Origin of the sequence: Pedobacter sp. Hv1 (assembly GCF_001412215.1) — a bacterium.
Lineage (GTDB): Bacteria > Bacteroidota > Bacteroidia > Sphingobacteriales > Sphingobacteriaceae > Pedobacter.
The window spans coordinates 226499-249929 of the sequence record NZ_LLWP01000009.1; the positions used below are offsets into that span (position 1 = coordinate 226499).

General features: G+C 37.2%; 20 protein-coding genes. 9 read left to right on the forward strand and 11 right to left on the reverse strand.

Features of this window, described 5'->3' with window-relative positions:
- Positions 1 to 34 precede the first annotated feature (34 nt).
- From glmS to AQF98_RS17190, 3 genes are all read right to left on the reverse strand, one after another.
- Positions 35 to 1873, reverse strand: a complete 1839-nt coding sequence (gene glmS, locus AQF98_RS17180; RefSeq protein WP_055133199.1) for a glutamine--fructose-6-phosphate transaminase (isomerizing) — start codon at positions 1871 to 1873, stop codon at positions 35 to 37.
- Positions 1874 to 1950: 77 nt separating this feature from the next.
- Entirely contained in the window at positions 1951 to 3366 is a 1416-nt protein-coding gene (locus AQF98_RS17185) for a DUF4270 domain-containing protein (protein ID WP_055133200.1), read from the reverse strand.
- A gap of 24 nt (positions 3367 to 3390) precedes the next feature.
- On the reverse strand, positions 3391 to 4215 hold the full coding sequence (locus AQF98_RS17190) for a glycogen/starch synthase (RefSeq protein WP_055133550.1): 825 nt from the start codon (positions 4213 to 4215) through the stop codon (positions 3391 to 3393).
- Positions 4216 to 4365: 150 nt separating this feature from the next.
- On the opposite strand from AQF98_RS17190, the gene panC reads away from it, so the two are divergent.
- Together panC and panD are read left to right on the forward strand one after the other, a co-directional pair.
- The gene (gene panC, locus AQF98_RS17195) at positions 4366 to 5214 is read left to right on the forward strand and encodes a pantoate--beta-alanine ligase (RefSeq protein WP_055133201.1); all 849 of its coding nucleotides are present in this window, start codon (positions 4366 to 4368) and stop codon (positions 5212 to 5214) included.
- Positions 5215 to 5447: 233 nt separating this feature from the next.
- Complete coding sequence (panD, locus tag AQF98_RS17200) at positions 5448 to 5798, forward strand: aspartate 1-decarboxylase (protein WP_055133202.1); 351 nt, start codon at positions 5448 to 5450, stop codon at positions 5796 to 5798.
- An 8-nt stretch (positions 5799 to 5806) separates the two neighbouring features.
- Here the strand turns inward: panD and AQF98_RS17205 are convergent, their stop codons facing one another.
- Together AQF98_RS17205 and AQF98_RS17210 are read right to left on the reverse strand one after the other, a co-directional pair.
- A complete protein-coding gene (locus AQF98_RS17205) occupies positions 5807 to 8185 on the reverse strand; it encodes an outer membrane beta-barrel protein (protein WP_055133203.1) in 2379 nt (792 codons plus the stop codon).
- A gap of 106 nt (positions 8186 to 8291) precedes the next feature.
- Positions 8292 to 9365, reverse strand: a complete 1074-nt coding sequence (locus tag AQF98_RS17210; protein ID WP_055133204.1) for an AraC family transcriptional regulator — start codon at positions 9363 to 9365, stop codon at positions 8292 to 8294.
- A gap of 197 nt (positions 9366 to 9562) precedes the next feature.
- On the opposite strand from AQF98_RS17210, the gene AQF98_RS17215 reads away from it, so the two are divergent.
- Positions 9563 to 10702 (forward strand): acyl-CoA dehydrogenase, encoded by a 1140-nt coding sequence (locus AQF98_RS17215; RefSeq protein ID WP_055133205.1) that lies wholly within the window; start codon positions 9563 to 9565, stop codon positions 10700 to 10702.
- An 87-nt stretch (positions 10703 to 10789) separates the two neighbouring features.
- Here AQF98_RS17215 and AQF98_RS17220 read toward each other — a convergent pair whose 3' ends face one another.
- A complete protein-coding gene (locus AQF98_RS17220; protein WP_055133206.1) occupies positions 10790 to 11137 on the reverse strand; it encodes a phage holin family protein in 348 nt (115 codons plus the stop codon).
- A gap of 63 nt (positions 11138 to 11200) precedes the next feature.
- Here AQF98_RS17220 and AQF98_RS17225 point away from each other — a divergent pair, with 63 nt between their 5' ends.
- The 5 genes from AQF98_RS17225 (at position 11201) to AQF98_RS17245 (ending at position 17737) form a co-directional block, all read left to right on the forward strand.
- A complete protein-coding gene (locus tag AQF98_RS17225) occupies positions 11201 to 11581 on the forward strand; it encodes a hypothetical protein (protein WP_055133207.1) in 381 nt (126 codons plus the stop codon).
- 118 nt (positions 11582 to 11699) lie between these two features.
- Positions 11700 to 12164 (forward strand): ribosome assembly cofactor RimP, encoded by a 465-nt coding sequence (gene rimP, locus AQF98_RS17230; protein WP_055133208.1) that lies wholly within the window; start codon positions 11700 to 11702, stop codon positions 12162 to 12164.
- 4 nt (positions 12165 to 12168) lie between these two features.
- On the forward strand, positions 12169 to 13404 hold the full coding sequence (nusA, locus tag AQF98_RS17235) for a transcription termination factor NusA (RefSeq protein ID WP_055133209.1): 1236 nt from the start codon (positions 12169 to 12171) through the stop codon (positions 13402 to 13404).
- Between the two features lie 70 nt (positions 13405 to 13474).
- Complete coding sequence (gene infB, locus AQF98_RS17240; protein WP_055133210.1) at positions 13475 to 16510, forward strand: translation initiation factor IF-2; 3036 nt, start codon at positions 13475 to 13477, stop codon at positions 16508 to 16510.
- Positions 16511 to 16663: 153 nt separating this feature from the next.
- Positions 16664 to 17737 (forward strand): acyltransferase, encoded by a 1074-nt coding sequence (locus tag AQF98_RS17245; RefSeq protein WP_055133211.1) that lies wholly within the window; start codon positions 16664 to 16666, stop codon positions 17735 to 17737.
- On the opposite strand, the gene AQF98_RS17250 is transcribed toward AQF98_RS17245, so the two are convergent.
- Both AQF98_RS17250 and glf read right to left on the reverse strand, forming a co-directional pair.
- Complete coding sequence (locus AQF98_RS17250; RefSeq protein WP_055133212.1) at positions 17730 to 18542, reverse strand: DUF4422 domain-containing protein; 813 nt, start codon at positions 18540 to 18542, stop codon at positions 17730 to 17732. The genes AQF98_RS17245 and AQF98_RS17250 overlap by 8 nt on opposite strands.
- The gene (glf, locus tag AQF98_RS17255; RefSeq protein ID WP_055133213.1) at positions 18532 to 19644 is read right to left on the reverse strand and encodes a UDP-galactopyranose mutase; all 1113 of its coding nucleotides are present in this window, start codon (positions 19642 to 19644) and stop codon (positions 18532 to 18534) included. The genes AQF98_RS17250 and glf overlap by 11 nt, the downstream gene beginning before the upstream one ends.
- A 65-nt stretch (positions 19645 to 19709) precedes the next feature.
- On the opposite strand from glf, the gene AQF98_RS17260 reads away from it, so the two are divergent.
- Positions 19710 to 20603: a glycosyltransferase gene (locus AQF98_RS17260; protein ID WP_055133214.1), complete on the forward strand. Its 894-nt coding sequence runs from the start codon at positions 19710 to 19712 to the stop codon at positions 20601 to 20603.
- Between the two features lie 19 nt (positions 20604 to 20622).
- On the opposite strand, the gene AQF98_RS17265 is transcribed toward AQF98_RS17260, so the two are convergent.
- The 3 genes from AQF98_RS17265 to AQF98_RS17275 are packed head-to-tail and all read right to left on the reverse strand — an operon-like array spanning position 20623 to position 23430.
- The gene (locus AQF98_RS17265) at positions 20623 to 21720 is read right to left on the reverse strand and encodes a glycoside hydrolase family 99-like domain-containing protein (RefSeq protein ID WP_055133215.1); all 1098 of its coding nucleotides are present in this window, start codon (positions 21718 to 21720) and stop codon (positions 20623 to 20625) included.
- Positions 21713 to 22630 carry a glycosyltransferase gene (locus tag AQF98_RS17270; RefSeq protein ID WP_055133216.1) on the reverse strand — a complete coding sequence of 306 codons (918 nt, stop codon included), beginning with the start codon at positions 22628 to 22630 and terminating at the stop codon, positions 21713 to 21715. The genes AQF98_RS17265 and AQF98_RS17270 overlap by 8 nt, the downstream gene beginning before the upstream one ends.
- Positions 22630 to 23430, reverse strand: coding sequence for a hypothetical protein (locus tag AQF98_RS17275; RefSeq protein ID WP_055133217.1), 801 nt, complete (start codon positions 23428 to 23430; stop codon positions 22630 to 22632). Before AQF98_RS17275 ends, AQF98_RS17270 begins: the two co-directional genes overlap by 1 nt.
- Position 23431: the final 1 nt, after the last annotated feature.

The window sequence follows — 23431 nt, forward strand, 5'->3', positions numbered from 1 at the left end:
AAAAAGGCTCGATAATTTATCGAGCCTTTTTTATTTATTCTACAGTTACAGATTTGGCCAGATTTCTAGGCTGATCTACATTGCAACCCCTAAGTACCGCTATATGGTAGGATAACAATTGTAAAGGAATAGTGGCTAGTAAAGGCAAGAAAGCTTCACTGGCATCAGGAATTTCGATACAATAATCGGCCATTTTTTTAACTTCTTCATCGCCTTCGGTAACAATGGCAATTACTATACCCTTTCTGGCTTTTACTTCTTGAATGTTGCTGATTACCTTTTCGTAAGATGAATTTTTAGTTGCAATTACCACAACAGGCATTTCTTCATCAATTAAAGCAATAGGTCCATGTTTCATCTCTGCCGCAGGATAACCCTCGGCATGGATGTAAGAGATCTCCTTTAATTTTAAAGCACCTTCTAAAGCCACAGGGAAACCACTTCCTCTGCCTAAGAACAAACAATTTCTTGAGTCCTTGAATTTCTCTGAAATGTCTTTGATCAAATCATTGCTTTGTAAGGCTAAGTGAATTTTATCAGGAATGCAATCTAGCTCTGTTAACAGTTCTATTAATTTAGAGTTAGAGATGGTTCCTTTTTGTTGGGCCATGTAAAAGGCCATTAAAGTTAATACCGTTACTTGGGCAGTAAATGCCTTTGTAGAAGCCACTCCTATTTCTGGGCCAGCATGAGTGTATACACCAGCATGTGTAATTCTTGGGATGGATGCACCAACCACATTACATACACCAAAGATAGTAGCTCCCTTTTCTTTTGCCATTTCTATGGCGGCCATGGTATCGGCCGTTTCGCCAGACTGAGAAATGGCAATTACCACATCTTTCTCAGTAATGATCGGATTTCTATATCTGAATTCAGAAGCATATTCAACCTCAACCGGAATGCGGGCGTATTCTTCAATCAGATATTCGCCCACTAAACCTGCATGCCATGAGGTACCACAGGCTACAATGATGATTCTATCTATGTTTTTTAACTTATCGGCAAATTCCTTAATGCCACCTAGCTGTACTTTGCCTTCTTCGGGGTAAATACGGCCTCTCATGCAGTCTCTAATGGAGCGAGGTTGCTCATAGATCTCTTTCAACATAAAGTGATCATAGCCGCCCTTTTCGAGCATTTCTAGTTGAAGCTCGAGCTCTTGGATATATGGAGTTTGTACCACATTATCTAATCGCTTAATTAAAAGTTCATCACGTTTTAAATAGGCAATTTCGTTGTCGTTTAAATAAATTACGTTTTTGGTATATTCTATAATAGGAGTAGCATCTGAGGCGATGAAATATTCGCCCTTACCTACGCCAATTACCATCGGACTTCCTTTTCTTGCCGCAATTAGCTCGTCAGGATTATCCTGGTCCATTACTACAATGGCATAAGCTCCAGTAACTTTGTTTAAAGCTAATCTTACCGCTTCTAGGAGGTCTGTATGTTCGTTTTTATATACTTCTTCAATCAAGTGGATCAAGATCTCTGTATCGGTATCACTGTTAAAAGTATGCCCCCTTCTTAATAACTCTTCTTTTAACGTAGCATAGTTTTCTATAATACCATTGTGGATGATGCTTAACCTGCCATTGTTAGAGGTATGTGGGTGAGAGTTTCTGTCTGAAGGTGCGCCATGGGTTGCCCAACGGGTATGTCCCATGCCAATGGTTCCAGCAAGATTTTTGCCTTCTGCATAGTTTTCAAGTTCTTGAACCTTGCCAGCCTTTTTATAAATGTTAAGATTGCCATGGTCTATCAATGCAATTCCAGCACTATCGTAGCCTCGGTATTCTAATCTTTTTAGTCCTTTAATAACAATTGGCCAAGCTTCACGAAAGCCAATATAACCTACAATTCCACACATAAATTTTTTTCATAAAAGTAAATCCCCCGAAAATACTTAATTTCTCGGGGGATTAATAAAAATAACTATAAATTAAATTAGTTTGTTTTCGTATAGTAAATCTTCAATTTCATAATGTTATCGCCAGTTGCTGGGTTCTTTTTAAAGGCCCCAATAACTGATCTGGCTCCAGATGTTAAGGTAGGTGCAAAGCCCGATGTCTCGGCAGTTGCCACAGGCACCAAAAATGTACCATAATCTTTAGTTTTGCCATTCAATAAATCTTGTACATATAGACTTACATTAAAAACATACTGTTTTTTTACTGCATTAAATGTGCCTCCAAAGGTATAAGACGCATCTGTAGGGTACCTGAAGTCTGAACGGTCATCATCAGCCAGTGCTTTTCTTTTTTCAGCAATATCATTCCTATATAGCGCTAATCGCGGTGCTGCATTGAAAGGTTGGGCATCTGTACCCGAACTTAGATCAATGATCAATTCTGCTTTATTCACTACAATTTTACCCGCAGCGGCCATAAATTTATCTAAATATGGAAAAGAAATCTTGTTTCTTACACCAATTAATGGCTGTAGGTAGGTTACTCCATATTGCTGGGTTGGGTTAGCCAATTGCGTAGCAATAGGCGTTCCTGTATAATCATGTTTAATAGATGCGGCTACCGGACCGAAGTTATTGTCGATCGGGAAATTTGTAGCCACAGTATCCTTCTCAGTAGTTGTAGCTGTACTTTGTTTTTTGTAGTACAAAGTTAAATTAGATTTAGTGCTCGCAAAATCAAAGAACATTAAACCGCCTGTGCCGGTAGAACCAACCTTGTTCACCTGTACATATAAACCTTTAAAAGCATCAGCAAAACGAGAATTTGTTTTCAGCGTAGCCTCAGAAAGCGCAACAATATTATTTTGGATAAAACTATTATCTAATTTTATTCTTATTTGAGGCGAAACTGTTTTTAAGGTATCAGGTTTGCCTACTACAATGTCGGTAATTTTAAATGGAGTAGTTGGGTATACTTTACCTGTTCTGTTTCCTATTAATGTACTATTGGTTGCATATTGTGCAGAGCTTAAATAAGAAGTTCTTTCTCTTAAGTTCGAGCTCAATTGACGAACATCAATGCTATAGTTACTGGTACTATCGCCATAAAATTCACCACCAAAGCTTAAAGACAATACGGCAGAGTCGATTACTGCATTGGTTCCGAAAGTGTAATTGGCAACATCAGGAGTATTAACTGCTAATGCCAAAGCAGCTTCTGTTTTTCCGAATATAGGGTCTGTAATTGCACCTAGTGGGTATCTGGTCAATCCAACGGTAGCGGCATCCTCGTCAAGCACTGTTCTCGAGCTTACGGTTAGGGTATCTGCCAAGTCTCCTTGTAGGGCACTAGTTGGGTCAACTTCTAAGCCAATTGTAGCGCTTTTTTCGCATGATGCGAAAAGAAAAAGACTTATCAACAGGGTTAATAAGTCTAGTTTTATAAATTTCATATTTAATGTTAAAATAATGCCTTTTTAAGCTACTGAAACTAATTCCTCATCAGAGATTTCTTCATAGAAACTGAAGAAGTTCTCGTAATTTTCGGTTAAATTAAAGGCTAAAGTTGGCTTATTAGAATCTTTAACAAATTTTAACACATCTTTATCTATGTTTTCGTCTGCTAAAACAACTGCATCAGAATGGGTTATTGCCCCCATATGCAGGCTGTTACAGTCTGCTTTGATGAAAGCTTTGGTGTCTTCTTCAGTCATATTATTCATTACCGCTTTTTTATGCAAATCAGCATTTAATGTTTCGGTAAAACAGTTCTCATAAACCGAGTAAACTACCTTTGCATTTTTAAATGTAGGGTCGTTTTTGTAAGTGGTTTTAATGTAAGCAGGTACTAAAGAAGTCATCCAGCCATGGCAATGAACTACATCTGGAGCCCAACCTAGTTTTTTAACAGTCTCTAATGCACCTTTACAGAAAAAGATCGTACGCTCGTCATTGTCTGCATAAAACTTGTTTTCTTTATCTCTGAAAACATGTTTACGTTGAAAATAATCTTCGTTATCTAAGAAATAAACCTGCATACGTGCAGCAGGGATTGAGGCTACTTTAATGATCAATGGATTGTCATTGTCATCAATAATAATATTCATTCCCGATAAACGAATAACTTCGTGTAACCTGTTCCTTCTTTCGTTAATGTTACCAAATCTTGGCATTAAGATGCGGATTTCAAATCCTTTTTCTTGCATTGCCTGTGGTAATTGACGAGTGATTTCTGAAATTTTGGTAAGTTCGAGGAAAGGCGACATCTCGTGTGTAACAATCAGTAGCTTCGTTTTTGCCATCTCCATATTGTATATTAAATTATGTTAATTTAAAGATTATCAAGGTGCAAAGGTACTAATAATATTAATATTTATCAATAACTTATGCAATAGGCTTTGTAAGTTTTAGATAAATGCTCAACTTTGGCCTTTTAAAAACCAATTGGTAATTTGGAAATCATACATACAATCTCAGCATTAAAAATGTTGTTAACGCCTTTACAAAAGGCAGATTCTAAAATCGCACTTGTGCCTACTATGGGTGCTTTGCATAAAGGACACCTCTCTCTAATCGAGATAGCACAAAAACAGGCACAGATCGTAGTTTGCAGCATTTTTGTTAATCCAACACAGTTTACAGACCCTAAAGATCTAGAAAAATATCCTCGACCTTTAGCGCACGACATTAAGATGTTGGATGATGCTGGATGCAATGTGGTTTTTATGCCAAGTGTGAAAGAAATGTATCCTTCATTTCCTACGCCAGAAAATTGGCTGATTGATTTAGGGCCTGCAGAATTTTTATTGGAGGGCGAATTTAGAAGAGGGCATTACCAAGGCGTAACGCAGATTGTAAAGAAGCTTTTTGATGCAGTACAGCCCGATGTAGCCTTTTTTGGGCAAAAAGATTTTCAACAGGTGTTGATGATTAAAAACATGGTGAAGTTTTTTAATATGCCAGTTGAAATTATCTCTTGTCCGATTATACGTGAAGAAGATGGTTTGGCAATGAGTTCTAGAAATATCCATCTTTCTGCAGCTGATAGGAAGAATGCTTTGGTGCTAAGTAGCGCACTCAATTATGTAGTGGCGCATTATCAGCAAGAAGAACTCTCCACTTTATTGACAAAGGCCAAAGCGATGATCAATGAAACACCTGGCGTGGTATTGGATTATTTTACCATTGCAGATGGCGAGACCTTATTGCCTATTGAAAACAAAGGAGCAGCCCATCCGGTAGCCCTTGTGGCAGCCAAAGTTGGCGAAACCAGGCTAATAGATAATATGTTGTTGGATTAAGTTGCGGGTTGTATGTTGTAGGTTACAGGTTGTAAGTTGTGGGTTGCAGGTTGTATGTTACGGGTTGATAACTTTCCGCTTTAAGCTTTTCGCCTTATGCTTTGAGCCTTGAGCCTTCAGCTTTTCGCTTTCAGCCTTACACCATATGCCTTCAACCTCACACCTTTTAAAGATATGACCCACCTTTTACCTTAAACCTTTTAACCCTCAACCTTTATTCCTAACTTTGCAGAATGATTATCGAGATTTTAAAATCGAAAATACACCGTGTTAAAGTAACACAGGCAGAATTAAATTATGTAGGTAGCATTACAATTGATGAAGATCTATTGGATGCAGCTAACATTATTCCAAACGAAAAGGTTCAGATTGTGAATAACAACAATGGCGAACGTTTTGAAACCTATGCGATTAGGGGAGAACGGGGTACAGGAACCATCTGTTTAAACGGTGCTACCGCTAGAAGAGTGCAAGTAGGTGATATCTTAATCATCATGTCTTACGGCTCTTTACCAATGGAAGAAGCCAAGAAATACCAACCTATCCTGGTATTTCCTGACGACAACAACCGTCTGCTAAAATAATTGCAGCATTAGTTGGCCCTATTTTCTTCATCACTTCTTTTGCTATCCTTTATTTTGTAGGTAGAGGTACCAAAGTTGTAGGTTAAGCTAAAAACTAATCGTTGTGCACCAAAGTAATGGTACATATCATTGTTGATGATGGTCTTTTCTCTAAAGATCAGCCTTCTTTTGATGTTGTCGAAAGCGTCGTAAAGCGTAAGCTTGGTGTTCACCTTGTTTTTGAACCAAGCTTTTTGCAAACCAAAATCAATGCCGTAAACTGGTTTAAATACATAAAGACCATTGCCACTTTTTGATTCGTAACTGTAGCTAACATCCAACAACCAATCTTTTAAAGTGAAAACCTGACTACCATTAATCGTATAATTAAATATACCAATTTGGTAGGTCTGATCGAAGTAAGGTGTTAACTCCTTGTTGTAATAAAATCCGATATTGTTGTTCATGCGCCACCATTTATTGATGGTGATCGGTGAGCTTAACTGAAGGTTCGCAAAATTTCTGTAAGGGAGATTTCGGCCCAAGAAAATCAATTCGTTTGTTTCTGGGCGGTACTCAGGGTAACGTGCAATTACATCTGTTTCTCGTCCAGCATTTAGTGAAATATTAAAGGCTTTTCTACTATATGCCAATGCAAAGAGATTGGTTGTAGAAGGTTGTAGATATGGATTTCCTATCCAATAATGACGCGGACTGTAGTAAAAACGGAAAGGATTTAAAGCAGCGAAAGTAGGTCTGGTTAAGCGTCTACTGTAACTGAAGCTCAGCTGTTCGCCATTGTTTATGTTATAAGTAACGTTAAGGCTGGGTAGCCATTTCAAATACCTTCTTTCTGTAACCATGTTGGTTGTTATCGAATTGGCAATGGTACGTGTATGTTCTGTTCTTAAACTTAGGCTGTAATTGATTTTGTCCCATTTACCTAAATAAGAGAAATACCCTGCGGTAATATATTCGCGATAACCAAATTGATTGCTGCGATTGGGATCCAAGTTAAAAACTGAATTAGCCAAAGTATCATAGCGAAGATTATTTTCGGTAGTGGTGTAAGCAAATTTACCACCAAATTCAAGCTTGCCAAGACCTATATTTTGGCTATAATCTGCTTGGGCGGTATGAATTAAGATGTTGTTCCTAGAATTGGTTTTCCAATAATTTAGTCGGTCGTTGTTAAGTGCATTCCAGTTTTGAATGTCTTCGGTTTGCCTATTGTCTATTTGTGCCAAAGAGGCAATTACATGAAGTTCACTATTTTTAAACTGAGCATCGTAATTGAGGCCTCCTGCATAATTATGTTGTTTAGGAAATGCATCATTGCTGCCGCTAACATGTGCAACTGTTTGCTGTAAATTGTTAGTTTGTGTAAGTAGCTGATTGTTTGTTGTCGCATTCCGGTCTACTTGGAAAGTGCGGGCAAAGGCCTCTAAACTTTGTCCCTTTTGCAATTCGTAAGCTACCCTTGCTTGCACATTAAAATTCTGATTCGAAGTAGCCGTTCGTGTATCGGTAATCATGGCATTGGTATTCGGCAAGTACTGTAAGGCATAGTATTTATAAAAAGTGCTTCCCGTAGTATGCCCTAGTTTTAAGTCGTAAATGAAGCGGTTCGTTTTATAAGTAAGTGACAAGTTATTGTCGAGCAAGCTATAGTTGTTTCGCTGAAACCTTGCATTGTAAGTTCCCCTTAAACCTAAAGATTGGTTTCTTTTCAGTTTTACATCAATAATTCCTTGATATTCGCCATCGTATTTTGAGGAAGGTTGATTGATCAGCTCAATTGATTCGACCATATCTGGAGATAAACTACTTAAATAGGTTTGAACCTCATCATTGCTCATGTTTACAGGTTTACCATCAACAAATAATGTTGGAGTAGCCCTACCTCCCATTAACATGGTTCCATCTTGGTTAACCGATAGGCCAGGTAGTTTTCTGAATACATCGAGTAGGTTAGCAGACGATTTAAAAAAAGCATTATTAGCAACTCCAACTTTTATTTGCCCATTCTGTGTACTAAAGCTTGGGGTTCCGCTTGTAACTGTTATTTGTTGAAGTAAATTAAGGTCTTCGTTTATTACAATGTTACCCAGATCTAAAGTTTTTGGGCCATTCTCAATAAGGGTGATTTCTTTTTGCAGCTTTTGGTAGCCCATTGAAGTTACAGCTAAGATATATCTGCCCAGTGGTATTTCTTTAAATTCGAATAGGCCCAATGTATCACTATTGCTATATTTAATTAAGTTGGTACGATCTTGATGAGTGAGGGTTAAATTAACCGTAGCAACTCCTTGATTGGTTTTACCGTCAACGAGTTTTCCTTTAATGGTTTGTGCGTTTACGAGTAGGCTTGTAAATAGGCAGAGGCATAAAAAAAGTATCGATTTCATCTGTGTGTTTGGATTTTTTAATATCATCCAAAACTACAAGAGAAGAAAAGAGAATAGGTTTTGATTCTCAGATTTGGGAGTTCGGAATTATAAATTCAGACAAAACCTAGATTGGCGAAGCGGTTGATAAGCGCTCTCTATAAAGCGTTGGTGTAGTATTTTTGTGTTTTTTAAACGCGGTATAGAAAGTAGATTTCGAATTAAACCCAACCTCATAACCAATGGCTTCAAGTTTAATACCCTTGTCATTAATGATTAATTCGCAGGCCTCATTTATTCTATACTCGTTAATATAGGCAGCAAAGCTTTTACTTAAATTATCATTCAGTAATTGCGAAAGCTGGTGGCTAGACACATTAATTTTTTTCGCCAAATCATTTAACTTAAGATCTGGATTTTTATAAAGTTGCTGCTCCAAAATAACCTTGTGCAGCTTTTCTGTTAAGGACTGTGCCTGTTCATCGGCAATCTTCTTATTGGCATAACGAACCAGATCTGGGCTAGTTGAAAAAAGGTTAGTGGTTTTTCTTCTGCTCACAAATAAGAAAAGGTTCAAGTAAAGAATTAGAGAGAAAAACAACGCTCCACTAATGCAAGGCCCATTAAAAAATGAGAAAACGGATAATTTAAATGATGCAGGGACTATTAAATTACCTATAAATACAGACAGCAGCAAGGTCTCTGTTTGGGAAATTTTCTCTCTTGTAAAGAGTTTAACAAAAGCACTTCTGAGCAACCAGCCAGCTAACACCGTATAAATAAACAATTGCGAAGCAATGATTGTCCAGATGTAATTTTCCCATAAATCAGGGTTACTATCATATGGGCTGATGATACTGACAATTAGAATTGCCAAGAACCAAAACAGATAAGTAGCTTTCTGTATGGTGGTTATTTTTGTAGGTGTTCCATATGCCGATTGGATAAAATAAAAAAGAGATGGACCAACCAAAGAAGCTCCCCAAAGACCAATTTGGATGTAGAAGCCTGGCAATGCAGGATAGAAATAATAAATAAAAGATTTGCCAATCTTTAAGCAAAGGCCTAAAAGCATTAGACCTAAGAAATAGGAAGTAACTGACTTTTGTTTTTTGAAAACAAGCAGGTAAGCGCTAATGATAAAGCCATTAAACACACCTAAGGCACTAAAGAAAAATAAAATTTGTTGACCTAGGTTCATTTAACAAAAATAGTAATCTTATGGTAAAGGCAATATTATAAATGTTAATGATTTTAGGTTTGGTGTATTAAAATTGTGATATATCCATTTAAAATAGCCTAAAAGGGCATTACTCCATAAAAAATTGCTATGGTTGCATAGTAATTTCGAAGAGAAACACTAAATTTGGCAAATCTAACCTTTTATAAATCATAATTATGCTGTTTGAACTAAGTGAAGAACAATTAATGATACAACAGGCTGCTAGAGATTTTGCGCAGACAGAGTTAAAGCCTGGAGTTATTGAAAGAGATGAACATCAAAAATTCCCAGCAGAACAAGTTAAAAAACTTGGAGAGCTTGGGTTTTTGGGAATGATGGTCGATCCAAAATATAGTGGAAGTGGTATGGATGCCGTTTCTTATGTGCTGGTAATGGAAGAATTGTCTAAAATTGATGCTTCTTCTTCTGTTGTGGTGTCTGTTAATAACTCGTTAGTTTGCTACGGACTTGAATCTTACGGCAATGAGGCGCAAAAAGAAAAATATTTAAAACCATTGGCATCTGGAGAAAAAATAGGTGCTTTCTGCCTATCCGAGCCAGAAGCAGGTTCTGATGCTACTTCTCAGCAAACTACCGCAGAAGATATGGGCGATTATTACTTGTTAAATGGTACCAAAAATTGGATCACCAATGGAAATACCGCAAGTACTTATCTAGTGATTGCACAAACCCATAAAGAATTAAAGCATAAAGGAATTAATGCCTTTATTATAGAAAAAGGAATGCCTGGTTTTACCATTGGGCCAAAAGAAAATAAATTAGGCATTCGTGGTTCTGATACCCATTCGTTAATGTTCAACGATGTAAAAGTGCCAAAAGAAAACCGCATTGGCGAAGATGGCTTTGGGTTTAAATTTGCAATGAAAACATTAGAGGGTGGTAGAATTGGCATTGCGGCGCAAGCTTTAGGTATTGCTGCAGGAGCTTATGAGTTGGCATTGGAGTATTCGAAACAGCGTAAAGCCTTTGGTAAACCAATTTCAGACCATCAGGCAATTGCATTTAAACTGGCAGATATGGCTACGCAAATAGAAGCAGCCCGTATGTTGGTTTATAAAGCAGCTTGGTTAAAAGACCAAGGTTTGTCTTACACTTTGGCAGGTTCTATGGCTAAATTATTTGCAAGTAAAGTAGCAATGGATGTTACCGTTGAAGCAGTACAAATACATGGAGGTTACGGTTTTGTTAAAGAATACCATGTTGAGCGTTTAATGAGAGATGCAAAAATTACCCAGATTTATGAAGGTACTTCAGAGATCCAAAAGATGGTAATTAGCCGTAGTATTTTAAGCTAAACAAATCTTAAAAGAAAAATATCGAATCAAAAGCCACAAAGAGTTAGATCCTTTGTGGCTTTTGTGCTTTGTTGGCAATCAGTCTTTTTATTTCTTTTCTATACCCAAAATAGAATTTAGCAACATTTTAATAACGGCAATTGCAATGGCCAAAATGGCTGCTGCTAAAAAACCAGTGGTGTTAAAACCTGCCATAAAATGATCTACCAATAAAATCATTAATACCGTAATAATAAATGAAATTAGGCCAAGTGTTAATACATTTAATGGAAAGGTGAATATCCTTAAGATCAGGCCAATGGTAGCGTTCGCAACGGCAATTAAAACAGCTGCAATAATGGCGCTGCCATAACCATCTACCTGAACACCCGGTACAATGTAGGCTCCTAGCAACATGGCTAGACCCATAATTAAAATTTCGATTATTAGTTTCATATTTGTTAATTTAGTTAGATGTTTAAATATATAAAGTTAATTATTCTTTTGTGTTCTTTTTTTATGGCTTGTAACACTACAAATAACAAGCCATTGTCAATTCAGTTTGCTGCAGATAGCAATAAGATTGTTATTTCAAATATCAACGATGCCAGTTTATTCCATCTTCAAAAATATATCAACACAGATTCGAGTTATCAAAATCTAGTGTCTGTGCTACAAACGCCTGTAGATGATGATTCGACAAGCATGGAAATGGATTGGCCAGGAAAATTAAGTATTGCCAATCATCAATTGGTGTTTACGCCTCAATCGCCATTTATAAAAGGCAAAGCCTATTTGGTAGAAACCATGATCAGTGCGGAGTTTGCAAGTGGTAAAGATATCATCGAATCGAAAGTGGGTTACAAGGTAAAGCCACAGCAACAATTATTAAAACGTTAATAAATAGCTCATTTCTTGGCATTTTTTTTATTTTGAAAAAATATTTCGTACATTTGCACGGTAATGGAGAAAGAAGAGGGGACTGAGTCCCCTTTTTTCTTTTGCAACAAATTAGGATATGCAGGTAGAAAAAAGAGTTATAGCACTCGTAGAGGAGAAGATTGCAGATAGGCCTGAGCTGTTTTTGGTAGAAGTAAAAATGTTGCCAAACAACAAACTGATCATTCATGTAGATGGCGATCAGGGAATAAGTATTCAGGACTGTGCAGCAATTAGCAGACACGTAGGTTTTCATTTAGAAGAAGAAAACACTATTGAAAAAGCTTATAATCTAGAAGTTTCCTCTCCAGGTGTTGGCGAACCACTTCAATTGAACCGTCAATACCATAAAAATATTGGCCGTGAGTTGAGTGTGAAATTGGCAAATGGCGAAAAAAAAGAAGGCAAGTTGCTTACGGTTAATGACAATGAAATCTCGATAGAAGAGAAAGTAAAAGAAAAAGGTAAAAAAGCGCAATTGGTAGAAACACAAATTGGGTTTGATAATATAGTAGAAACAAAGGTTTTAATTTCATTTAAATAGAAAAATGAGCAATATTAATTTAATCGATTCATTCCAGGAGTTTAAAGACTTTAAGAATATCGACCGTCCTACAGTAATTAGTGTACTGGAAGAGGTATTTCGCAGTATGTTGCGTAAAAAATATGGCACTGATGAGAATTGTGACGTCATCGTAAACCCAGATAACGGGGATTTGGAGATCTGGCGCACAAGAAAAGTGATGGAAGATGGTTTTTCTGAAGATGATGACCTAGAGATCGAACTGGCAGAAGTAAAGCTGTTAGATGCGGATATGGAAGTTGGGGATGATTACATTGAACAGATTACTTTAGAGAGTTTTGGTCGTAGAGCAATTTTAGCTGCCCGCCAAACTTTGGTGTCTAAGGTTTTAGAATTAGAGAAAGACGAAATCTTCAAAAAATATAAAGATAGAGTTGGTGAGATTGTAACAGGTGAAGTTTACCAAGTTTGGAAAAAAGAAACTTTGGTATTAGATGATGAGGGCAACGAATTAATGATGCCTAAAACAGAACAGATCCCAGCAGATTATTTCAAAAAAGGAGATTCGGTACGTGCTGTAATTTCTAAAGTTGACATGGTTAATGCTACACCAAAAATCATCATCTCTAGAATTGCACCAGAGTTCTTGCAACGTTTGTTCGAAATTGAGGTGCCTGAGATTTTTGATGGTTTAATTACGATCAAGAAAATTGTTCGCGAACCAGGAGAGCGTGCTAAAGTGGCGGTAGAATCTTACGATGACAGGATTGATCCTGTAGGTGCTTGTGTGGGAATGAAAGGTTCTCGTATCCATGGTATCGTAAGAGAGCTTAAAAATGAAAATATCGACGTAATTAACTTTACCAACAATATTTCTCTATACATCCAACGTGCATTGAGCCCTGCAAAAATCACTTCTATTAAATTAGATGATGCTACAAAACATGCTTCAGTGTATTTAAAACCAGATCAGGTTTCATTGGCAATTGGCCGTGGCGGACATAACATTAAATTGGCAGGTAAATTGACGGGATATGAAATCGATGTTTATCGTGAAGCAGGAGAAGAAGATGAGGATGTGGATATTGAAGAATTCTCGGATGAAATTGACAGCTGGATTATTGATGAGTTAAAAGCAATTGGTTGCGATACCGCAAAAAGTGTTTTAGCTTTATCAGTAGATGAATTAGTAAAACGTACCGATCTTGAAGAAGAAACCATTAAAGAAGTGATCAGCATTCTTCAATCGGAATTTGAATAACGTGTTATGCTTGAATAAATAAGAATAAACGTTACTTTTGTATATAAATTAGTAAAAAATAGGATAATCAATGTCAGACGACAAACCCATAATTTTATTTAAAGCAGTTAAGGAACTTAACGTAGGGATAGCTACAGCCGTAGAATTTCTAAGTAAGAAAGGCTTTGCTGTGGAAAATAAGCCCACTACAAAACTGTCTAAAGAGATGTATGATACATTGCTAAGAGAGTTTCAGGGGGATAAAATCGTAAAAGAAGAAGCCAATCAGATAGTTATAGGTAAAATTCGTCGTGATGAACCCGAAGCAGCTGAGAAAGCTCCTGAGGTACCTAGAAAAAAACAAGATTTTGAAAACGAAGGTGTTTTAATTAAAAACCTTCATTCATATACTCCTCCTGCTGAGAAGCCGAAGGAAGAAAAACCTGTTGTTGAAGCGGTTAAACCAGTTGAGCCTACTCCGGCTCCTGTTAAAGAAGTTGAAGCTAAGGAAGAGGAAAGTGCCTTACCTGGTGTTAAAATTGTTGGCAAAATAGATCTTAACGATTTAAACAGCAAAACACGCCCAGTTAAAAAAGAGGAAACTGCTCCAGTTGAAGCTAAAAAGGAAGAACCAGTAGTGGTGGCCCCTAAAGTGGAAGAGCCTGTTGTAGAGAAACCTGCACCGGTACAAGTTCAGGAAGAAAAAGCACCAGTTGTAGCACCTAAGGTTGAAGAAAAACCTAAAGCTCCAGAAGTTGTGGCTACACCTGCACCAACTCCTGTGGCAACACCTACGCCTGCACCTGCGCCAACTCCACCAGTACAAGCTGCTGCAGAAGACGAGGTAATCAAAGCACGTTCAGTTAAACTTTCAGGACCGAATATCATTGGTAAAATTGTTTTACCAACTACACCTGATCGTAGAAACCAACCAGTTGCTTCTTCTAACGATAGCGAAGCTGCCAAACGTAAACGCAAGCGTAAAAAGGCGCCAGGAGGCAATAATCCTGCTCCAGGACAACAACAACAACAAGGACAAGGTCAGCCAAATCAAGGCCAACAAGGAAATAACCCACCTCGCCCAGCGGGAACAGGAGCTCCAGTTGGTAACAGACCTGACTTTAGAAATAACACTAACAATACAGCTGGTGGTCGTCCAAACTTTAGAAATGCCAGACCTGGTGCTGCACCAAGTGGTCCTAAAGAAGAGCCAACAGAAAAAGAAATACAAGATCAGATCAAAGCAACACTTGCTCGTTTAAGTGGTGCGGGTAAATCTGGTAAATTTGCACAAAGAGCTAAATTACGTCGTCAGAAACGTGATGATGTTGCTTTAACGGCTGAAGAAGCTGCAGCAGAAGAGCAATTACAATCTAAAGTGTTAAAGGTTACAGAATTTGTTACGGCAAATGAACTGGCCAACATGATGGATGTACCAGTAACCAAAATTATCGGTACGTGTATGAGCTTGGGTATGTTCGTTTCGATTAACCAACGTTTAGATGCAGAAACTTTAACCATTGTTGCCGATGAATTTGGTTACGAAATCCAGTTTGTAAAAGCGGATGAAGAAGCCGATAGCGTAATTGAAGAAGAAGATGCACCAGAAGATTTAGAACCAAGAGTACCTGTGGTTACCATTATGGGTCACGTAGATCATGGTAAAACCTCTTTGCTGGATTATATCCGTAAAGCAAATGTAGTAGCTGGTGAGGCTGGGGGTATTACCCAACACATTGGTGCTTATAAAGTAACTACCAACTCTGGCAAACAAGTAACCTTTTTAGATACACCGGGTCACGAAGCCTTTACAGCAATGCGTGCTCGTGGTGCTAAGGTAGCAGATATTGCAATTATTGTAATTGCGGCTGATGATGCGGTAATGCCTCAAACAAAAGAGGCCATTAACCACGCACAAGCTGCGGGTGTACCATTGGTATTTGCCTTTACAAAAATTGATAAGCCAGGTGCGAATTCAGATCGAGTTAAAGAACAATTATCTGCCATGAATATCTTGGTAGAAGATTGGGGCGGTAAATTCCAGTCGCAAGAAATATCGAGTAAAAGCGGTTTAAATGTCGACTTGTTATTAGATAAAGTATTATTAGAGGCCGAGTTGTTAGAATTACAAGCTAACCCTAACAAGCGTGCAACAGGTACTGTAATTGAGGCTACTTTAGATAAAGGACGTGGTATTGTAACTACAGTATTGGTTCAGGCAGGTACTTTAAGAGTTGGAGATCCAATTTTGGCAGGTAGTTACAGTGGTAAAGTAAAAGCTTTATTTAACGAGCGTGGTCAGAAAGTGGAAGAAGCCGGACCATCAGTACCAGTACAGGTATTAGGTATGCAAGGTGCCCCAACAGCAGGTGATAAATTCAATGCTTTAGAAAGTGAAGTTGAAGCAAGAGAGATCGCCAATAAACGTTTACAATTAATGCGTGAGCAGGGCTTACGTACACAAAAACATATTACCTTAGATGAGATTGGTCGTCGTTTGGCAATTGGTAACTTTAAAGAGTTGAACTTAATTGTTAAAGGTGATGTGGATGGTTCAATTGAAGCGCTAGCCGATTCATTATTGAAACTATCTACAGAAGAGATCCAGATCAATATTATTGGTAAAGCAGTAGGGCAGATTTCAGAATCTGATGTATTGTTGGCATCTGCTTCAGATGCGATCATCATCGGTTTCCAGGTACGTCCTTCGCCAGGTGCCCGTAAATTGGCCGAGGCTGAGCAAATTGATATCCGTTTATATTCTATTATCTACGATGCGATCAATGAGATTAAAGCGGCAATGGAAGGTATGTTGGCACCAGAATTTGAAGAGAAGATTGTGGCTAACGTAGAGATCAGAGAAACCTTTAAAATTACAAAGGTGGGTACCATTGCAGGTTGTATGGTATTGGATGGTAAGATCACTAGAAACAGCAAAATCCGTATCGTACGTGATGGTGTGGTAATCTATACTGGCGAATTGGCTTCATTGAAACGTTTCAAAGACGATGTGAAAGAAGTAGCTAAAGGTTACGAGTGTGGTTTGAATATCCAAAACTTTAACAACATCGAAGTTGGAGATATTGTAGAAGCTTACGAACAAGTAGAAGTTAAACGTAAACTATAAGGTTTACCAAAAATAGCAAAGGGTCTCAAGCAATTGAGGCCCTTTTTTTGACTAAATTTTTAGAAGTGTAATGATTTTAATAGAGAAGTTCCAATTGATTTGGGACTTTTTTGTTGATATTCGCCCTCAACTTTTCTAAAAGATGAAACCGATATGAGCTTGGAAAAAAAGAAAAATTTCGATTTTATAGATTCTGTTAGAGGGATCTCCATGTTTGGTATCGTGATTGAGCATAGTTCTGCATTCTGGTTGTTGAAATATGATAGCTATGGAGAGAAGCTGATCCAGTCTGCCTATATGGGAGTTTTTAAGTTCGCTACCATTGCTTTCTTTTTAATTAGCGGGTTTCTCATTAATCATAAATTTACAGAGTACACGCCTCTTCAATATATGAAGAACAGGTTCAAGAATACAATTGGACCTTGGTTGTTTTGGATTTTCATCTATCTCGTGCTAACAGCCGGCCAACAAGTCTTTATGGTCTTGAAAACAAGTGTTGGAAATAGACATCCTGTAGATTGGTATGATGTGACCGTGGGTATGTTTTTTAGAGTGATTTTCCATAGCAACTATTGGTTTATCCTTAATTTCTTAATCTGTATAGCCATTTTATTGCTGTTTAAAAAATACATTTACAAGTGGGGCTTTGGATTAGTATTAGGTTTATTCTCCTTTTTCTATAGTGTAAATCTCTATTTTGGATGGTTGCCTGTAGAACATACTACTGCGCTGTTTGGCTTTGTATTTTACCTGTGGCTTGGCATTACCTTAAACAGGTATTACGATCAGGTAAAAGCTGCATTAGGTAAAATCTCATTTAGCTCACTGCTCGCAATTAACCTTGTGCTGCTGGTGTTGAGTACACTAGAATCGGTTCATTTGATGGACTTAAACCTAAAAGATCCTTTTAACACCTTAAGGGTAACGAACATATTTTACTCTCTTGGTATGTTTGCCTTATTATTAAAAATGGGCGATATGAAAGGTGTGCAAAAAGCACTAAACCCAAGACATACCACTTTTGGTATCTATCTTCTTCACCCAATTATCATTGATAGGTTATTGATTGAAATTGTAAGGCCTTTAAATTTAAATTTAGAGACGATGTCGGCATTAAGTGTTGCTGGCTATTCTGTGTTGAGGTTTGCTTTTGTGTATCTGCTTACTTTTATGCTCGTAAAGTTGATTTCAGGAACCAAATTTAAATGGGCAATTGGGTCTAGGTAAAATAAACAATAGGCATTTCACCAACTGCTTTTAGGTTTTTGTAAACATAAAGATTAAGCAAGCGCTCACTTAAAAAACCTATGGTGCGGTTTTGATAAGGGTACGGACTAACCTTGATATTCTTCTCAAGTTCAAATAGTATTGGAAACAACCAAGTGCAATAGGCCTCCACAAATGCTTTGTCGGCAATAAACATGTTATAGCAATGCATTGTATTTCTTGTCGAAAAGAAAGTCTTCGCAAATTCATAATCGGCAGGGGCCAATTTTTGTAAAGCTTGTTCAAAAATCAACCAATCTTCCCGTAAATGATAATAGATAAACTGATCTTCAATGTTGAAAGGATGAGTGCCCAATGACCCAATTTGACTTGCTTTGGCTACTAATATCTGTGTTCCGGCTAGTTTTTCTAATATGTAGTTTTTAAGGGTAGCTGATGAGATCTCATTTAACCCTTCATTAGATAGTGGTTTACTATAGCTATCTGACTGATCCTCTATTTTTTTATCACCCCATAATTTTTGTTTAACCTTTGTTTCAGGGATAGTGAAATACCGTCTGTAATGTGCCAAACCAATGTACTGGCTGTCTATCTGGTGCAGGTTTTTCCAGATCCAATACAGCGCAGTTGTTTCGCAAAAACGTTCGTTTTTTTCTGAAATATGGTCTCCTGTATCATCACTAAAAAATGGGAGATCAAGTTGACTTTGAATTTTGCCAACTTGTATAGGCTTGATGAAAGCGCAATTTGGAGCGGGGTACTCTTTATGAAAAACACTGAAAATCGTTAAATCCTTATCGTACATTTAATTCATTTTTAGCAACATGAAGGGCGGCACCTATTACCTGGTGCATATCATAGTACTTATACTCTGCAAGTCTGCCACCGAAGATCAAGTTGGGTTCTAACTCCTTTAATTTTTTATATTTTTTTGCCAATTCTTCATTTTCCGTATCATTAATTGGGTAGTAGGGTTCTTTATTTGTGGTCCACTCTTGGGGGTATTCTTTCGTGATAACTGTTTTTGCTTGTTTGCCAAATTCAAAATGTTTATGCTCAATGATACGGGTATATGGTGTTTCAAAATCAGTATAATTAACAGCGGCTGTGCCTTGATAATTCTCTGTATCTAATACCTGATGATCGAATTCTAAACTACGGTATTTCAAGTGCCCTAAGGAGTAGTTAAAATACTCATCTAACTTTCCTGTATAAACAACTTTATGTGCCTGTTTGCTTAGTTCTTGTTTGTTGGCGAAGAAATCTACACCTAACCTTACTTCAATACCTTTTAGGAGGCCCTCCGTTAGCTTATTATAACCACCAATTGGGATACCTTGATACTTGTCATTGAAATAATTGTTATCGAAGGTAAACCTAAGCGGTAAGCGTTTAATAATAAATGCAGGAAGCTCGGTTCCCTTTCTTCCCCACTGTTTTTCTGTATAACCTTTAATCAGCTTCAAATAAATATCTTCACCTACAAAGTTTAAGGCTTGCTCCTCCAGGTTCTTAGGGCTTTTTACCAGATTAGCCTTAATCTGTTTATCAATAGTAGCTTTGGCCTCTTCAGGTGTTTTTGTTTTCCAAAGCTGATAAAAGGTATTCATGTTAAAAGGCAAATTGTAAAGCTCACCTTTGTAATTGGCAACTGGGGTATATATAAATCTATTAAATTCAACAAAAGAATTCACAAAATCCCAAATCTCTTTGTCGTTGGTGTGAAAGATATGCGGACCGTACCAGTGGACATTGATATTTTCAATTTCCTTGCAATAGATATTTCCCCCAGCATGTTCTCTTTTATCGATCACCAAACATTTTTTCCCTGCTTTGGTCATTTGATGTGCAAATGTTGCACCAAAAAGCCCCGAACCCACGATAAGGTAATCGTAATTTTTATCCATATCAAACAAATATAATTATTGCTGTACTGAAAATATTATTTTATAAAGATTAGTTTTGTTCTTAAATGATATCGATAATAATTGCATCTGTAGACCCAAATTTTTTGGTCAATGTTACAGCAAATATTACCCAAACTATTGGGGTAGAATTTGAGGTGATCGGCATAGCCAATGGCGATGGTAAAATGGGAATTTGTGAGGTTTACAATAAAGGATTTGCCCAAGCTAAATACGATATTTTGTGTTTTATGCACGAAGATCTGCTAATGAAAAGCGAAAATTGGGGCGAGATTGTAATTGATATTTTTAAAACCAATCCGGCATTTGGCTTAATTGGCATTGCTGGAGGGCAATATAAATCTGTTGCACCATCTAGTTGGTATTGTTATGAGAATGAAGCGCCAGAATTGCTCAACTATAACCTTGTTCAACGATATAAGTATACCAATAAGGCTACAAATAGAATCTATGCCAACCCTACAGAAAGTAAATTGATAGAAGTTGCCAGCATTGATGGGGTTTGGTTCTGTTGTACTAGAGCGGCCATAAATTCGTATGCCTTTGACCAAGAATTGTTAAAAGGCTTTCATGGATATGATCTTGATTTTTCTTTAGGCTTGGGCCAAAAATATAAAGTAGGTGTAACATTCGATATCTTGATCGAACATTTTTCTGAAGGTTATACCGATAGAAATTGGCTGAGCGAAATATTAAAAATACATGCCAAGTGGAACGCGATCTTGCCAATAAATATTACTAATCTGCCTAAAGCAAAGGCAGGTCTTTTGGAGAAAAGAGGTTTCAGAGGGATCATTGGTAGAATGAAAACCGAAGACTTTACTTTTGCTGAAACCCAGGCTATGCTTTTAAAAAGTAGAAGCTCCAAAATGATGACAACGGGATTGTTCTTGAAGCTTTACCTACACCTTCTTAAGGTATTTCTTAAAAAGGGTAGATAATTTAAGCCTTTATAGGCAACTATTTAACTGCTGCTGCAAGTTCTTCTAAATAGACAAATCCATGTTTTTCGTCTGGCTCTAAATGACAGCCTTCTCCCCATTCATTCCAAGCATTTACAAATAACAATTGCTCGTTTTCAGGAAGGTTTGCCTTGGTATAGGCAACCATTTTTTTTGCCCATGTGCCAAACAGTTTGGGATCAGTATCTATATATAAAGTTGCATTTTCCTTTCTCCGAGCAGAGTTATCCCAAGATGGACTTACACACCTAAAATATTTGTAATCAGGTTTTGGCTTATTGATCATATTCTTAACCAAAGTAGGATAAGAAAAAACCTTATTTGTGAATTTGGCAGATGGTTTTATTCCTGTGGTATGCAATACTTTGCTCAACACATAGCTCAACATGTTTTGTTTACCTGCTTTTTCTCCACTGTATTTTCCATCTGGTGCAAATTCGGTTCCCGCATCAAAACCATGTAAGCTAGGAGTTAAGTTTCTTTCAAAATTTTCAACCCTAATTAAGTAGAGATCATCGAAGCCTGCTTTTTTTACTTCTTCTCGCCAAATTTCGGTAGCTTCTTTAATGTTTGGGTGAAGCTCAGTTCTATACATTAAGAAAACAGGTTTTCCATCAATTTTGATGTATCTATCATCTTTGAAAAAAGGAATGAGATATTTGATATGTGCAAGGTCGTCTTCCAAAGAATAATCTTGTTTCATCAAAACTTCTTTTTCCTGCCCATCCCAAGTTCTGGTCCAGTTTTCATTGGCCCAACATAAGCAAAATGGAATTTCGGGAGTTTTGTTGGCCAAAAGATGGTGCAATGGGGTTTCTAATAGCAGTTTACCATTAAACCAATAATGATAAAAGCAAAAACCATATAAACCATATTCGAGGGCAAGTTTTGCCTGTTCTTCAAGCACGGTATGATTGCTCAGATCATAATAGTTCTGATGAAGAGGAATGTGGGGCTGGTAATGTCCTTTGAATTTTGGTTGTGCTTTTTTTACGTTTGTCCATTCGGTAAAACCCTCTCCCCACCATTCGTTGTTCTCTTTTATCGCATGGTATTGTGGTAGATAAAAAGCAATCGGCTTAATTTGTTTATTCATTATTCAGGTATTTGTGTGATCTGCTTTCATTAATCAGAAATTTAAATCTAGAAAAGATAGATTTTTTTCTGATATAGAGTAATTCGCGGCTATTTTCGAGTAAAAGTAAAAACAATTTAAATGAAAATGCCCGCGGTCTTTTATCCAAATATGCTGCCAGCAATTTTTGAAGTAAGTTTCTTAGAGGCGCTGGAGTTGATGGATGTGCAATAAAAAGTTTTAAATGTTCTGGCCTTAATTGCTGTGGCTCTGTTTTATCGTTAGCTGTAGAACTTTCTTTATGGAGCCTATGGTTAACCAATACCTCATCTATATACGCTATTTTGCCATAGCAGGCAGCAGTATAAGCAAGCCACCAGTCGTAATAAAAGTTGGCAGGAATGGGATCAACCATTTGGAGAAATTCTTTACTAATTAAACAAGCATGTCCAGAAACACAATTAAAATAGACAAGATTGATGGCACAATTTCCATTTACAAAGCGATGATGTGACCTTGTTGTTTTTCCAGTAGCCACATTGCGTTCGTCAATGTAGGCCGAGTTATGGTAAATTAAATAATTGTCTTTAATGTTGGCTTGGAGTACCGCTATTTTACCTTCATGCCAAATGTCGTCTTGATCGGCAATAGCGATAAAATCTCCTTGGCATAAAGATAAACACTTTGTAAAATTGGCGTTAAAACCTAGGTTTTTTTCGTTTAGAAATAACTTGATCCTTGTATCTCTATTCTGGTATTCAGTTAAGATCGCAAAGGTTTGATCGGTTGAACAATCATCTAAAATTATAATTTCTAGCGTTGTATAAGATTGCGACAAAATTGAATCGAGCTGCTGAGCAATGTACTTTTCACCATTGTAGGTACATAAGGCAATAGATACTAAAGGCAAATTGTACGCAGTCTCCACCATTAAAGCTTCTTTTTTACACTATTGAACATCCTAATGAAGAACAGAGCTAAAGGATTTCCTAGGAGAAATTTAATAGGAGAACCAGAGAGGAAAAAAATGGTATTATTGGTTTGTATCCATCTGCTTCTAAAAAAAGAATCGTACTTTTTAACCAATTCTTTTTCGATCCTATAAAATTCTTGATCTCTATTGCCAAAACTTTTATGGGTGAGGTTAAATGCAATGGCGTAAGCAGAAAAGCCATTCAGTGCTGCTTGTAAACAGAGATCTGTTCCATATAAATGAAATCCAGAAAGATCATTGGATACTTTTAACAAGGCATTGTTTTTTACCAATATAAAGTTTTCATCAATTGCAGCTACTTTTAAAGGGAAACGACCCTTACTCATTAGCCCCTTTTCTGGATAGGAAATATGATAAACAATATGATTTGGGCCTGCAGCACCAGAGTTGCTACAAATTGCCCAATTAGGGTCTTTAAGATCTAGCTCTTTTAATCTGTTTCTTAAATCCGAGATGTCATCTTCATTGATCAAAATATCTTGATGACAGATAATGATATATTTTCCCTTTGCTTGCCTTAAGAAAAGATTAAAAGCTTCAAAAGCATCAAATACATTGCCCTCAGTATTGTCAGCAAACAGATATTCACAAAGATCATTGGTAAAACCACTGCTTTGAAATGACTGTAGCATTTCCTGATATTCTCCTTTGCGGGTAACTAATGTGCAGATGGAAAATTCAAAAGGATGATCAACCCTTGCGATTGAAGTTGCTTGAATAGACATGTCTCTACTCATT